This window comes from Planktothrix sp. PLAVEN19ND (assembly GCF_057220675.1).
In genome coordinates, this window is the sequence record NZ_CM170132.1 from 543000 (window position 1) to 557326 (window position 14327).

Annotated in this window: 13 protein-coding genes; 10 read left to right on the forward strand and 3 right to left on the reverse strand. The window is 40.2% G+C overall.

The annotated features are described in order from the left end of the window. Positions 1-129 precede the first annotated feature (129 nt). The 7 genes from AC2D3N_RS02515 (at position 130) to AC2D3N_RS02545 (ending at position 5566) form a co-directional block, all read left to right on the forward strand. Positions 130-1245: a sulfate ABC transporter substrate-binding protein gene (locus tag AC2D3N_RS02515; protein ID WP_484692674.1), complete on the forward strand. Its 1116-nt coding sequence runs from the start codon at positions 130-132 to the stop codon at positions 1243-1245. 49 nt (positions 1246-1294) lie between these two features. Further along, complete coding sequence (locus tag AC2D3N_RS02520) at positions 1295-1621, forward strand: NIL domain-containing protein (protein WP_079679702.1); 327 nt, start codon at positions 1295-1297, stop codon at positions 1619-1621. Positions 1622-1664: 43 nt separating this feature from the next. After that, positions 1665-2537 carry a sulfate ABC transporter permease subunit CysT gene (cysT, locus tag AC2D3N_RS02525; protein WP_079679703.1) on the forward strand — a complete coding sequence of 291 codons (873 nt, stop codon included), beginning with the start codon at positions 1665-1667 and terminating at the stop codon, positions 2535-2537. Positions 2538-2567: 30 nt separating this feature from the next. Further along, a complete protein-coding gene (cysW, locus tag AC2D3N_RS02530; protein WP_079679704.1) occupies positions 2568-3404 on the forward strand; it encodes a sulfate ABC transporter permease subunit CysW in 837 nt (278 codons plus the stop codon). A gap of 121 nt (positions 3405-3525) precedes the next feature. Then, the gene (locus AC2D3N_RS02535; RefSeq protein ID WP_484692675.1) at positions 3526-4572 is read left to right on the forward strand and encodes a sulfate/molybdate ABC transporter ATP-binding protein; all 1047 of its coding nucleotides are present in this window, start codon (positions 3526-3528) and stop codon (positions 4570-4572) included. A 323-nt stretch (positions 4573-4895) separates the two neighbouring features. Next, positions 4896-5216 carry a hypothetical protein gene (locus tag AC2D3N_RS02540; RefSeq protein WP_484692676.1) on the forward strand — a complete coding sequence of 107 codons (321 nt, stop codon included), beginning with the start codon at positions 4896-4898 and terminating at the stop codon, positions 5214-5216. A gap of 146 nt (positions 5217-5362) precedes the next feature. Continuing rightward, entirely contained in the window at positions 5363-5566 is a 204-nt protein-coding gene (locus AC2D3N_RS02545; RefSeq protein WP_079679707.1) for a hypothetical protein, read from the forward strand. A 647-nt stretch (positions 5567-6213) separates the two neighbouring features. Here the strand turns inward: AC2D3N_RS02545 and AC2D3N_RS02550 are convergent. Beyond that, positions 6214-6897, reverse strand: a complete 684-nt coding sequence (locus AC2D3N_RS02550) for a matrixin family metalloprotease (RefSeq protein WP_484692677.1) — start codon at positions 6895-6897, stop codon at positions 6214-6216. A 383-nt stretch (positions 6898-7280) separates the two neighbouring features. On the opposite strand from AC2D3N_RS02550, the gene AC2D3N_RS02555 reads away from it, so the two are divergent. Further along, positions 7281-9230, forward strand: coding sequence for a diguanylate cyclase domain-containing protein (locus AC2D3N_RS02555; protein WP_484692678.1), 1950 nt, complete (start codon positions 7281-7283; stop codon positions 9228-9230). Between the two features lie 60 nt (positions 9231-9290). Here the strand turns inward: AC2D3N_RS02555 and AC2D3N_RS02560 are convergent, their stop codons facing one another. After that, the gene (locus AC2D3N_RS02560) at positions 9291-9893 is read right to left on the reverse strand and encodes a class II aldolase/adducin family protein (protein ID WP_484692679.1); all 603 of its coding nucleotides are present in this window, start codon (positions 9891-9893) and stop codon (positions 9291-9293) included. A 504-nt stretch (positions 9894-10397) separates the two neighbouring features. Here AC2D3N_RS02560 and AC2D3N_RS02565 point away from each other — a divergent pair. Continuing rightward, positions 10398-11606 carry a WecB/TagA/CpsF family glycosyltransferase gene (locus AC2D3N_RS02565; RefSeq protein ID WP_079679711.1) on the forward strand — a complete coding sequence of 403 codons (1209 nt, stop codon included), beginning with the start codon at positions 10398-10400 and terminating at the stop codon, positions 11604-11606. 114 nt (positions 11607-11720) lie between these two features. On the opposite strand, the gene cofH is transcribed toward AC2D3N_RS02565, so the two are convergent. Beyond that, positions 11721-12869, reverse strand: a complete 1149-nt coding sequence (gene cofH, locus AC2D3N_RS02570) for a 7,8-didemethyl-8-hydroxy-5-deazariboflavin synthase subunit CofH (RefSeq protein ID WP_484692680.1) — start codon at positions 12867-12869, stop codon at positions 11721-11723. A gap of 131 nt (positions 12870-13000) precedes the next feature. Here cofH and AC2D3N_RS02575 point away from each other — a divergent pair, with 131 nt between their 5' ends. Beyond that, positions 13001-14230, forward strand: a complete 1230-nt coding sequence (locus tag AC2D3N_RS02575) for a tetratricopeptide repeat protein (RefSeq protein WP_484692681.1) — start codon at positions 13001-13003, stop codon at positions 14228-14230. The last annotated feature ends 97 nt before the right edge of the window (positions 14231-14327 follow it).

Below are 14327 nucleotides of genomic sequence, written 5' to 3' on the forward strand. Positions count from 1 at the left end.
TAAATTTAAGTTTTTAATTTTTGTAATGCAGATGTATTGAAATTCAAACTAACTTAGTATAGAATCCAAAGGCAGTCAAAAACAAAAGACTGTGTAAATAAATTCCAGACGGATTTCAGGAGTGTGATAATGCGAATCAGTTCACCGTTACCCCCAAAACGTTTCTCTGCTAAGTCTATTGGCTATGTCCTGACTGGACTTGCACTCAACTGCATGGTGGTAGCTTGCTCCTCACCCAACAATACCGCCAACAATCCCTCTCCTAACGCCACGAATAGTCCCGCGCCCCAAGCCGCCCAAACGGATAAACCGATTAAACTCACCCTCGTATCCTACGCAGTCACTAAAACTGCCTATGAGAACATCATTCCTAAGTTCGTAGAACAGTGGAAAGCCCAAACTGGACAAACTGTAGAGTTTGAACAAAGTTATGGGGGTTCAGGCTCCCAAACCCGTGCGGTTATCGATGGACTCGATGCCGATGTGGTGGCTTTAGCCCTAGCTGGAGATACCGCCAAAATAGAGAAGGCTGGACTCATCCAACCCGGTTGGGAACAGGAACTTCCCAATGAGTCAATTGTGCATAAATCCGTCGCGGCTTTGGTGCTTAGGGATGGCAATACCAACGTTAAGGGATGGTCGGATTTGACCCTGGATGATGTTCAAGTAATTACAGCCAACCCCAAAACCTCCGGTGGAGCTAAGTGGAACGTTCTGGCTTTGTGGGGTTCCATCACCCAAGCCGGAGGCACTCCAGAAGAAGCTCAAACCTTTGTAGAAAGTGTCTTTCGTCGAGTTCCGGTGCTGCCAAAAGATGCCAGGGAAGCCAGTGATGTCTTCTACAAACAGGGTCAAGGCAATGTTTTAATTAATTATGAAAACGAGGTGATTTTAGCTGCTCAAAAAGGGGATAAACAACCCTATATTGTGCCGACGGATTATAACATTTCCATTGATAACCCCGTTGCCGTTGTCGATAAAAATGTAGACAAACATGGAACCCGTCAAGTGGCAGAAGCTTTTACCAAGTTCTTGTTTACACCGGAAGCTCAAAAAGAGTTTGCCAAAGTCGGATTCCGACCCGTTGAACCCACAGTAGAAGCCGAATTTGCTACCCAATTTCCTAAAGTTGAAAAACTGTTCACCATTAAGGATTTAGGAGGTTGGAAAGAGGTGGATACTAAATTCTTTGCGGATGGAGCAATTTTTGATCAAATCCAAGCCAAAATTTCCCAATCTAAATAGAGATTGATTCAGTCCCTAAAATTCTAGTCATTTATTTGAGGAGATTAAAATGTCTTTAAATTCTCCGAATATTGATCAAGAAAATACAGATTTATCTGGATTAAATGCTAGAGAAAAATATCAATCTGATTCCCGAATTAGAGTCAGAATTCCCAAGGAATACCACCAAGAACCCGTGATTTCTCGCCTAGCTTCCGATTATGGTTTACAAGTGAACATTATTGGAGCAATTTTAGGTCAGAATGCCCGGGAAGATGGTTGGTTTGATTTACTCCTGAAAGGAACTCCCCAACAAATTGATAGCGCCCTAATTTATCTTTCCGATTTGGATGTTGAAATTTGGCGAGATTCACAATCAGAAGTAGATGGTTGGTAAACCATCAAGTCAATTCCTATTCCCCGTAGAGTATTAAACATTAATGGTGACCTCTGTAGACCCATTTAAAACCCAGAAACCCGCTTTTAATAACCCTTTAAAGGAATTTTGGGGGCGGCTTTCTTTTCCTTGGGTTTTTACCTTTTCCTATCTAATTTTCATGTTAATTCTGCCCTTTGCAGCATTAATTACAAAATCCTTAACCATATCCCCCCAGGAATTTTGGAAAATTGCCTTTAGTCCTGTTGCCATGAGCGCTTATAACGTTACTTTTGTAACCGGTTTAGCCGCCGGGGCAATTAATGGAATCATGGGAACCTTAATCGCTTGGGTGTTAGTTCGTTATAGCTTTCCTGGGAAAAAATTAATCGATGCCGCCGTTGATTTACCCTTTGCCTTACCCACTTCGGTTGCTGGTTTAGTCTTAGCAACGGTTTATAGTGATAACGGTTGGATTGGACAATTTTTTGCTCCCTTTGGGATTAAAATAGCCTTCACCCGTTTAGGGGTTTTTGTTGCCATGTTGTTTATTTCCTTACCCTTTGTGGTACGAACTTTACAACCGGTTATGCAAGAAATGGAACGGGAAACGGAGGAAGCAGCTTGGTCATTGGGTGCATCGGAATTCCAAACTTTTGTCAGGGTTTTACTGCCGCCCTTAATGCCACCAATTTTAACCGGAATTGCCCTGGGATTTTCCCGGGCTGTAGGAGAATACGGTTCAGTAGTAATTATTTCTTCGAGTATTCCCTTTAAAGATTTAATTGCCCCAATTTTAGTGTTTCAGCGCTTAGAACAATATGATTATGTAGGTGCGACGGTCGTGGGTACAGTCCTCTTAATTATCTCATTGTTCTTATTAGTATTAATCAATGCGTTGCAACAGTGGGGACGCCGTTATTCTCTGAAAAGTTAAGATTTTTAACTCTTTAATTGTTTACCTTTTATGGCATCTTCGCAACCAAATTCTGCTCAATCTCAGTCATTCCCTTGGGTTAAATGGCTGCTGATTGGCATTGCTTTACTCTATCTGGCTCTGGTTTTATTTATTCCAGCCGTAGCCGTTTTTTACGAAGCCTTTCATAAAGGCACCCAAGAGTTTATCACGGCTATAAATACCAGCGACTTTCAAAAAGCAATGCAACTAACTTTAATCATTGCTTTGATTGTTGTTCCGACCAATACGGTTTTTGGACTCTGCGCCGCTTGGGTGATTGCTAGAAATCAATTTAGAGGTCGTACCTTATTAATTAGTATTATTGACCTGCCCTTTGCTATTTCTCCCGTGGTAGCCGGGTTAATGATTGTGCTGTTATATGGTCGCAACGGTTGGTTTGGGCCAGCGTTAGAAAACCTGGATATTAAGGTGTTATTCTCCCTCCCAGGAATGGTGCTCGCCACACTATTTGTTTCTTTACCTTTTGTGGCTAGAGAAGTGATTCCAGTTTTAGAAGAATTAGGTTCAGAACAGGAAGAAGCCGCCCGCACTTTAGGGGCTCAGGATTTCCAAATTTTCTGGCGCGTTACCCTCCCCAATATTAAATGGGGTTTGCTCTATGGTGTTCTCTTAACTAATGCGAGAGCTATGGGTGAATTTGGAGCGGTGGCGGTTGTTTCTGGATTAATTGCCGGCAGAACTTTAACCTTACCAACCTTTGTGGAACAGGCCTACAAAAACTATCAAACCGAAGCTGCCTTTGGTGCCGCCACCATTTTAGCTTTACTGGCTTTAGTTACTTTAGTTCTCAAGGAGATATTAGAAAGAAAAACCAGTCACGGATAAATTAATTACAAATTAGAGATCACGAATTCACGAATTGTTTTAATCATTCCTCAATTCGTAATTCGTAATTCGTAATTCGCATTTGACCGATTCTAATTCCACTATTTTATTGTGAGGTACTATGGGTATTCTAGTTAACAACGTTTCTCAAGTATTCGGTAATTTTCAAGCTTTAGATAATATTAACTTGGAAATTAAAGATGGCACTTTAGTCGCCTTATTAGGGCCTTCTGGTTCAGGAAAGTCCACTTTATTAAGAGCGATCGCCGGATTAGAACCTCCTACTGGTGGACAAATTATTATTCATGGTCAGGATCAAACCCACTTAGATGTCCGACGTCGCAATATTGGATTTGTATTCCAACATTATGCCCTATTTAAACATCTCACTGTCCGTCAAAATATCGCCTTTGGTTTAGAAATTCGCAAACATCCTCGGCAAAAAATTAAAGCCAGAGTCGAAGAATTATTAGACTTAATTCAGTTAACTGGATTAGGAAATCGTTATCCCTCTCAACTTTCTGGTGGTCAACGTCAACGAGTGGCCTTAGCCCGGGCTTTAGCCGTGCAACCCCAGGTTTTATTACTCGATGAACCCTTTGGGGCCTTAGATGCCAAAGTTCGCTTAGAATTGCGCAGTTGGTTACGTCAATTGCATGATGAAGTTCACGTTACCAGCGTTTTTGTCACCCATGACCAAGAAGAAGCCATGGCGGTGGCGGATGAGATTGTGGTGATGAATAAAGGCAGAATTGAACAGGTGGGAAGCCCCTCAGAAATTTATGATCACCCGGCGACCCCCTTTGTTATGCAATTTATCGGTAGCGTGAATCTGTTACCCCGTAACACCACACTCTTTCAAGATTTTGATTTAGATTCTACTGCTGCTAATATTTTTGTTCGTCCCCATGATCTGGAATTACATACCAGTAATTATCAACAACTTAGTGCTGTTGCCCAGGTGAAACGGTTGACTCATTTGGGCTGGGATATTCAAGTGGATTTAACCCTAGCCGATGGCGGTGAAATTGTTGCCCATTTAAGTAAAGAACAGTTGAACAAACTGGAACTGCAAGCGGGTGATCAAGTTTTTGTCCAGCCCAAACGGGGATATAACGGCGATACCTGCGAAATTATATTGGAAGAACCCGCCGTAGCAGTCCACTAAAACCCCAAATCCCTTTAACCGCCTCCTATCCCTTCTCCATACCGGAGAGGGGTTTTTTATTCAGGAAAGGATAATCATTAACCGGAAATTTTACAAAAAATAACGATAACAGCAAAACCACTTGCTCAACTGTCACATCCGTTACATAATTAGATTCCGTCTTTCGGCTTATAGGTAGGGAAGATTTTGATAACGGGGAAAAAACTGGAACAATTTCTCCTGTAAAAATCGACTTTACTAGAGATACTGATCATATCAAGATCAATCGTATCCTACTTCCAAACATCCGATATAATCATCAAACTAAAGTAGAGGTTGACGACATGAAAATCATTCAAGGATATAACCCGTTACAGCCTGCTTCCCCACTAAAAATTCGCAAAGCTAGTGGTGTAACCATTGTTGAGAAATCAGGTGATCATCTCTATGTATTACCCGATGAAAACCATGATAAAGCTGTAACAGAGTTTAATAAAATTGGCTATTTTGATATTAATAATTGGGCAGAACAAGCAACAGATTTAGATGGATTCTACTTTATTAATGCTATTACCAAAACAGGAAACTATTTAGGTTCAGAATGGAATGATATTATTTTAGGACTTAAATTCAGAGGATTGGCGACTTACGTTTCTACTAATTAATCTCTGATTTAATCAGTTTAACTGGAGGATTTGTCCTTTAATTCTCAACAATTTACCCATCCCGATAATCATATTGGTACTCAATCATCCTGATCCCAAGTCAACGGGTCTGTATAGATTACAAATTGACCTGACCGGATGGAAGCATGAACAAGGCATTATCGGGAACATCTATTGATATCCAGGGTATCGTTAGCAAAATTTACGCCACAGGCAAAATTACCCGCGCCGACCAAAACGGGTTAATGGCTTTAGTTTTTTCTGACCAAGTTTTGGGGTTACGCGAATGCAAACAAATCAGTGAAATTATTAATCGTTTAAACAACGGATGGTTAAAAGTCATAGATTAAAGCGTTATTTATACTAACTAATTGAAATTGCTGTTATTAATTATTGCAAAATATTAAACTGTGTAAATTTTAGTAAATTTGGGGTTGGCGATCGCAAAAGTCATGCTAACTTAATAGGTATAGGACACCACTCAACAAAACGCAACTGTTGATAACAACCCCGCCGGATTAAATGCCTGTGTCCGTTCCGCTTTAATCCCATTGCAACGCCGTCAGTGGCACTGTGAACTACCCAACTGTTGATATTGTAGAGGGTCAAGAACTCGCCTGGAGCTTCCAAACGATAACGATTGAGTTGGCTTTGGGGTCAATATCAGAACAAAGGTCTGTATCGACTTTCCTAGTGCAATACTTCTGATTGGATAAAGTTGCAATCTGTTGTCCACCTTAGTTTAGTGTTTTGCTTTTTTCGTTAACTTATCTGAAATTTGCTTGAGTCAACTTAGTTTGTTTTATAACGATTAAGGTCTGGTTGTTCTGTACCAGACCTTAGTCATTGGGACTGGATTTTTGCGTTATAGCAGTCGCGCTTTTGATGGTATTTGATTAAGACTGATCCAGCAAATCTGACTGTTAATTCTTTCCTTCCTATTACCTATTACCTATTCATAATTCGTAATTCATAATTCGTAATTCGTAATTACCCACTACAATACAGGCCATCCCAAGCGAGTCGGTTGCTGATAAATCCGTTTTAAAGTATTAATATCTCTAGCAGAAATAGGCGGGGGTTCTCGAACTTGGGAAAAATACATGACATCTGTGGGTTCAGGACTATGACCCCAAATTCCTAAAGCATGACCAAATTCATGAAGGACGGCGGCTTGAATATATTTTCCGGTTTGGGTGGGACTTAACCAAATCGTAAAGCGGTGGGATAAATAGGGAAACCCTTGGGGGGTATATTTAACCGAAGTTTTGTAACGAGTTTCTGCGGAACTGGCGCGTTTTTTCTGGGGGTCTAGGGGAGGATTTTTTCTGATAATTTCAATATCAGAATTTTGCGGTTCTTCAACAAGATTTAAAGGCAAATAATTATCCCATTTAAAAATAGCAGATGTAATACTTTCTTTCCAGTTTTGATCGGAAACAGGATTTTCAATATAAACTTTGATTGGAAAGTTTGAAAAAACTAAATAACCAAAATTAGGGGCTTCAATTTTATCAAAATAATCACCTTGGTTATTTGAGTCTTGCCAATGTTCTAAACTTTCTGGTAAGGGGTGAGGTTTAAATGGAATTTTATCGTCGGTTGCAATAGTTGGGATTTGAATGATTAAAACTATAAAAAATGTTGTTAAAACCAGTCCTATTAAAGAATGACGCTTCATTTTAATCAGTAATTAAGTTGTGCCGCTTCTGTTACTGATAATCAATTATACACATTGCCATTATATCAGATTATATGTCTAAGTTTGTGTAATCTTGTCTAATTTTTTACTTTCTGTTAAAAACCCCAACTGACGATGGAGAGTGTTAGAATGCGGGCAATAACTGAGTTTCAAATTTTATGCCTGTCCACGGTATCATATTTTACAAAAATTCAACACCAAAAATGTGTTATAGATATGTTTAGAATCGCATCCCAATCAAGTTCCTAGATTCTTAGCCTCTCAACCCACTTGTATCAATTGAATCCCAATTTACCATCTTCTTGCTTGTGTGCTAATCCAAACCAAATATAATCGGTAGTTATTCCAGGTTACCTTAAGGTATGTCTCCATCTCCGAGTCTTCAGGAAAATCAACGATTAGAAGCACTTTATCATTACAACATCCTAGATACGGCTTCTGAAGCAGCATTTGACCGAATTACGCTTTTAGCATCTCGGTTGCTCGGGGTTCCGATTTCCTTGGTCAGTTTAGTTGATCAAGATCGAATTTGGTTTAAATCCCGCCAGGGACTTGATTGTCCTCAAGTTGATCGAGAAGGCAGTTTCTGTGGTTTTGCCATGTATAATCAGGGCGTTTACTGCATCAATGACACCCTAATTGATCCCCAATGGTGTGATCATCCCTTAGTCACGGGAGAGTTTGGTCTGCGGTTTTATGCGGCGGCTCCTTTGTGTACGTCCGATGGACAACGCTTAGGAACCCTTTGTGTGATGGATCATCACCCCCATGAATTAAGTGAATTGGAAGTGCAAACCCTGCAATCTCTGGGGGAATTGGTGATAGAACAGTTGGATTTGCGTCTGGCGTCCCAACGGTTACAGCAAACGGAAATCGCCCTGATGCAAAGTGAAACTCGTTTTCGGGCGTTAGTGGAACAGGCGGCGGATGGATTTCTGTTGCATGATTTTAATGGCCAGATTTTGGATGTGAATGAATTTGCTTGTCAGAGTTTGGGCTATACCAGAAAGGAACTTTTAAGTTTATCCCTTCAACAGATAGAAGTCGATCCGCTGCCGCTAATATTTTTTCAAAGTTTAGTCCAGGGTCAACCCATAACCCTACAACGAACTTACCGTCGCCAAGATCAAACCACTTTTCCGGTGGAAGTGCGCCTGGGGTTAATTCAAGTTGGGGAACAACAATTAATTCATACTTTGGCTCGGGATATTAGCGATCGCTTAGAAATTGAACAACAACTCAAACAGCAAGCGGAACGAGAACGACTGAATACCCGACTCACCCAACGCATACACGAATCCCTAGAATTAAGTCAAATTCTCAATACTACCGTTACAGAAGTTCGTCAGGCTCTACAGAATGAACGGGTGATTATTTTTCGTTTTGATAGCGATAAAGAGGGAGAAGTCTTAACAGAATCCTGTACTTCGGGGTGTTTTTCTCTGTTAGGTAATCGATATAAGGATTGTTGCATTAAGGAAACTTTGAGTCTGGAAAAGACCGATCAAGTTAAATCCGTTGCCGATATTTACACAGATAATTTAAGTCATTGTCATCAAAAACTATTAATTAAACTTAAAATTCGAGCTTATTTAGTCACTCCGATTTTGCATGGACAAAAAATGTGGGGGTTGCTAGTCGCTCATCAATGTTCAAGTCCTCGAAAATGGCAGGTTTGGGAACAGGAATTATTAGTTTCTTTAGCTGCACAACTGGCGATCGCCATTCAACAATCAGAACTTTATCATCAGTTAAAAATTGTCAATCATGAATTAAAATATTTGGCAACTTTTGATAGTTTAACCGGAATTGCTAACCGCCGTTATTTTGATGAATATTTACAAATTCAGTGGTATCAATTATCTCAGGAACAAGCCCCCTTATCGGTGATTCTCTGCGATTTAGATTTCTTTAAACCCTATAACGATACCTATGGACATTTAGCAGGGGATCAGGCTTTGCGAGAGGTAGCTCAGGCTATTTGTAAAGCCATGAGATATCCTACGGATCTCGTCGCTCGATATGGGGGGGAAGAATTTGCCGTTATTTTACCCAAAACCGGGGTAGCAGAAGCTATTTTAATCGCCCAAAATATTCAAAAACAGATTGAAAAATTGCAGATTATTCACTCGGGTTCATCGGTGGGTTATTATATGACCTGTAGCTTAGGAATTGGCATGGTTATTCCCTCGCAAAATATGAATTCTAAACAATTAATCGAAATCGCGGATCAAGGACTCTATCAAGCTAAAGCTCAAGGACGTAATCAATATGTTGTGTCTTCATTATCCCCTTCTATGTCGTTAAATTAGGCTTGACATTGTTATCTGGTGTTCCGGTGCTCTCTTTTAAGCCTAAATTTTGGATACAACTCAAATAGGATTGCTATAGTTCATTAATATTTCTCCCGCTTCATCCAAATCTTTTCCCAAGGTTAAAAATCCATCTTCGTGTCCAGCCATCACTAATATTTTTTGCTGACTTAAATTTTCTTGATCAAACAATCTAAACATTTCCTTTGCCATTTCTGGGGTTCCATATTGAACTTGTTTAAGGGTAGTTGGAACTTGATATAATAGATTGTGCCAAAGTTGGGGGTGATGAACATGAATAATGGCATTAATCTGGGGTTGATAACTATAAATTGCGGCATGGGTTAGGGATTCAGAGGAGGCTTGAATTGGCCCGCAACAGGTGAGATGATTATGTTGAATATCAAAATCCGTCACAACGGTATAATGTTCGGGTTCTAATTGAGCTAAATGTCCGGTTTGACTCCCGGAAATAATAAATTGTAAAGTATGAGGAATACGGATACTGATGTTTCCAAATCCAATGCCATTGTCATAAACTCCAATTAATCCTAATTTATGAATGCGATTCCGCCATTGGATTAAAGATTTGATCGATTCAAGGGCAACTGCTTCCCCCAAAACCCATTCACAGGAATATTTGACGATGCCTTCATCAATCATTGTCCACCTTCGAAACCGTAACTGGCCTGATTATTTTACAGATAATTGTTAGCAGGAGTCAGAATACACTCAGCGATTTTAAGGTAAATAGACCAGTAAGATGTGATTCTATAACAAAATTTTCAACCGGAGGGGATTTTTACCAAATCTTTACATAAATTCTCATGAATTTTTACAAAAAAAGTTAGCTAAAATGCCGAATTTTGTTGTAGAATTGATGTATTCATAACCGCTTTCCTCTACTTAATATAACTACCAAGTCGTAGCTCCTCATTGATCGATTAGCTACACTAATAGGTTAGTAACAGATAGAGCTAAGTCTCTGAATCGAAGAAACGGGTGGCAAAATCAAGAAAATCTAAAAGAAACACAAGTTAACAATTCAATCGTTTCACCATCAGGTCGTAGCCAATAGCGGAGTCGAGTGTCGTGGTATGATTTCGACTGGGCTATCGCTAAATTGAGCTAATCCCATTATTTTTTAGGACAGGACGGAAAAACCCTATGGATGACGAAATTAACATCCTCAATGTACGGATTCATAACATTACCATCATCGAGCTTCTGGAACGACTGGGTTCCGAGGGTGGTACTGTCGTTACGCCTAATGTTGATCACTTGATGAAGTTGCAAAAAGATCCAGAATTCTACGAGATCTATAAGGGTTCAACCTACCGAGTTTGTGATAGTAAAATCCTGATTTATGCTTCCAAATTTTTAGGTCAACCCATCAAAGAAAAAATTTCAGGGTCAGATTTATTTCCAGCATTCTACGACTACTATAAAGACAATAAAGAAATGACCATCTTTTTGATGGGAGCCGCCGAGGGAGTCGCTAAACGTGCTCAGGAAAAAATCAATGCCAAAGTCGGTAGAGAAATGATTGTAGAGTCCTATTCTCCTTCCTTTGGGTTTGAGAAAGATGAGGTAGAATGCCAACGGATTGTCACTCGCATTAACGAGTCTGGAGCTACCGTATTAGCCATTGGTGTCGGCGCCCCCAAACAAGAAAAATGGATTGCTAAATACCGAAATCAACTCAAAAACGTCAAAGTTTTTCTGGCGATTGGTGCAACAATTGACTTTGAAGCGGGAGAAAAAAAACGCTCTCCCAAATGGATGAGCGATCTAGGAATCGAATGGTTATACCGCCTATTTTCAGAACCCGGACGGATGTGGAAGCGGTATCTAGTTGAGGATTTTCCTTTTTTCTGGCTACTAATATTACAAAAGTTAAAACTGTATAACCCTCCGTTTTCCACCCGACAAGAATTTGTGAATTGGGAATCTCCCCGCTTAGGACAATTGCTTAGTAAAGCTGGTTTATTATCTGCTGAACAAGTAAAGAAGATTTTAGAATTACAAAAGAAACAACCGGAAAAACGCTTCGGTGCTTTCGTCGTAGAGTTAGGATGGCTGGAACAGGAAACTGTCGATTTCTTCGCCGACTTCTTGCCCGAATTAGGACTTTCTAAACATCGACATCCTTTAGGTTACTATCTCTATAAAGCTAAATTGTTAGACGAATCTCAAATAGACTCAATCCTAGAAGAACAAGGCCGATTGAACCTGCGATTTGGAGAAGTTGCAGTGATGAAGGGTTGGGTAAAACAGCAAACCCTTGATACGGTTTTAGATTACTTAACTGAAGAATTAAATGGTAGTTCCATCGAAGAATTAACTGAAGAATTAAATGGTAGTTCTGTCGCCTAAAAATCAAAGTTTCTGTTTTGTCCTTCCGACTCGTCAAGATGATTTAATCTTCATCCCGGCGAGTCTTTTCTATTACCCATTACCCATTACCCATTACCCATTACCCATTACCCATTACCCATTCGTAATTCGTAATTCGTAATTATAAAGCGTATCCCGTTGTTGATAGGGACGCCCCAGGGAGGCGATCGCATTTTTCAAGGTTTCGGGTTCCATGCAAGTGCCACCTTTAGCACCCGCCATGGTAGTAATGTGTTCCTCCATTAAAGTACCACCGATATCATTACAACCCCATCGCAAGGCTTCCTTCGCCCCTTCTAACCCTAATTTCACCCAACTCGGTTGGTGGTTAGAAATCCAATTTCCCAGAAAAATTCGAGCCACGGCTGTTAATAACAGGGTATCGGCTAAAATCGGTTGATCCCGTCCCACCCGTCGTCGCAAAGGGGCTGGAGCCATTTCTCCCACAAACGGTAAAATAATAAATTCCGTAATTCTAGCGGGATAATTCTCGGCCTTTTGTTGTAGCGATCGCAACTGATCTAAATGGTGCATTTGCTGTTGAGGTGTTTCAATATGACCCGATAACATGGTACTCGTGGTCGGAACCCCCAAACGGTGGGCTGTTTCCACAATTTCTAACCAAGTGGCGGTATTAATTTTTTCGGGACAAATAATATTTCGGACTGAATCTGCTAGAATTTCCGCAGCAGTTCCCGGCATCGAACCCACTCCCCCATCTTTTAAAGCCATAATCACATCGGCGTAACTGAGATCATCTTCTCGGGCGATAAATTGGACTTCTTGGGGTGAAAATCCATGAAAATGCAGGTGAGGAAATTCCGTCTTAATGGCTTGGACTAAATTCAAATAATAGGGTAAGGATTTTCCCTGAATTTTTGCTTCCAGGTTTAACCCCCCCTGCATACAAATTTCCGTCGCCCCCCTTACAACTGCATCGGCTGTTTTTTCCAAAATTTGCTCAATTTCTAACCAAAAAGCTCCCTCCTGCCCCGCATCTCGACGAAAGGCACAAAAGCTGCAATGCTGTTCACAAATATTCGTAAAATTGATATTGCGATTAATAATATAAGTTACCGTTTCCCCAGCTTGTTGCGATCGCAAAGTGTCACTCACCACCCGAATATTCTCCAGAATAGCTGGATCAGTTTGTTCGAGCAAAATCACTCCCTTCTCCGGGGATAGGTCATCACCTGCTAAGGCACGGTTAAGAATGGTATCAACAGTTAAATTTAGGAGCATTTTGATCAATATTAAATAGAGGTGAACTTAATCGCGGGTGGGATAGGAGAAATCACCGAATATCAATTCTTTGTGTTTCCCCATTCCCTTATTTTTTCTCTCATATCCGGTGTTTATTCTTAAATATTGCCATGAATAATTCGTTATTGTTTCAAAACCGATTTTTTTTATTAAAATCCCTGGGTATTTTAACGGCTAGTGCGGGAGTCTTGCCAGTTTCCCTCGGCGTAGGAGTCGGTTTGTTGTTGCTCCATACACCCCCTTTCAATTTTATCGGGGGACAATCAATGATAGTTCTAGCTCAAACCCCAGTAAAACCTGATATTAATGCTTTATTTAAAAGCGGAATTGAACAATTTCGTCAAGGGTTATTTCCCGAAGCCTTAGCTACATTTAAAACGGTTTTAGAACAACAACAAAAACAAGGTAAACCCGAAGAAATTGCGGAAACCCTAACTTATATTGGAGAGGTTTATAGCAATTTAGGCAACGATACAGAAGCCTTAAAAGTCCTACAACAAGCTCTCACGTCCTATCGACAATTAAATCAACAAGCGGAAAACAAAAATCCAGAGTATCAAACAGGAATCAGTCGGAGTTTAAATTTAATCGGATTTTCCTATCGCAATCAAAACAAAGTCTCAGAAGCATTAAAACTTCATCAAGAAGCTTTACAAATTGCTCAGTCTATTAATGATCGACCAAATATTGCCGAAGCCTTACATAATTTAGCCTATGATTATAGCAGTTTAAAACAATATGATCAAGCCCTAAAATTCTATCAAGACGCCCGAAAAGTTCGGGAAGAAGTGGGGGATAAACGGGATCTCAGTCGCACTTTAAATAATTTAGGGGCGTTATATTTAGTTCAAGGAGATACCCAAAAAGCCTTAGAAATCTATCAACAAGCCCTAGCTCTGCGGCGTCAAATTGGCGATCAAGCTGGAGTCGGGCGGCTATTAGGTAATATGGCGTTATTATATCGTCAATTAGGAGACGATACCCAGGCTTTAGTCTATTTAAAACAAGCGTCAGAATTCATGACTCGAATTGCGGATCATACTGGGGCGGCGAAAATTCATAATTTGATCGGAGAAATTCAGGAAAAATTAAAACAACCTGATCAGGCTTTAAGCTCCTATCAAAAAGCAGTTGAACTGGCAAAATTAGCCAATGATCAAAATAATTTAAGCACCGCTTTGAATAATTTAGCCACGCTTTATTACGGGCAAGGGGAATATTCCCAAGCCCTCCAAACCTGGAAAGAAGCCTTAGCCATTCTGGAAAAAACCGGAAATCAAAAAGCAGCCCAGGAAACCCAACTCAGAATTGAGGAATTAGAGAAAAAACAGGGGGGTTAAACTTTCTGTCTTGGTGTCTTTGTGGTTAAATTAAACCTTGCCATTGTTAAGATACTCAAAATGTCAAAAACCACTGAAGAAGCCCTGAAGGGCTTAC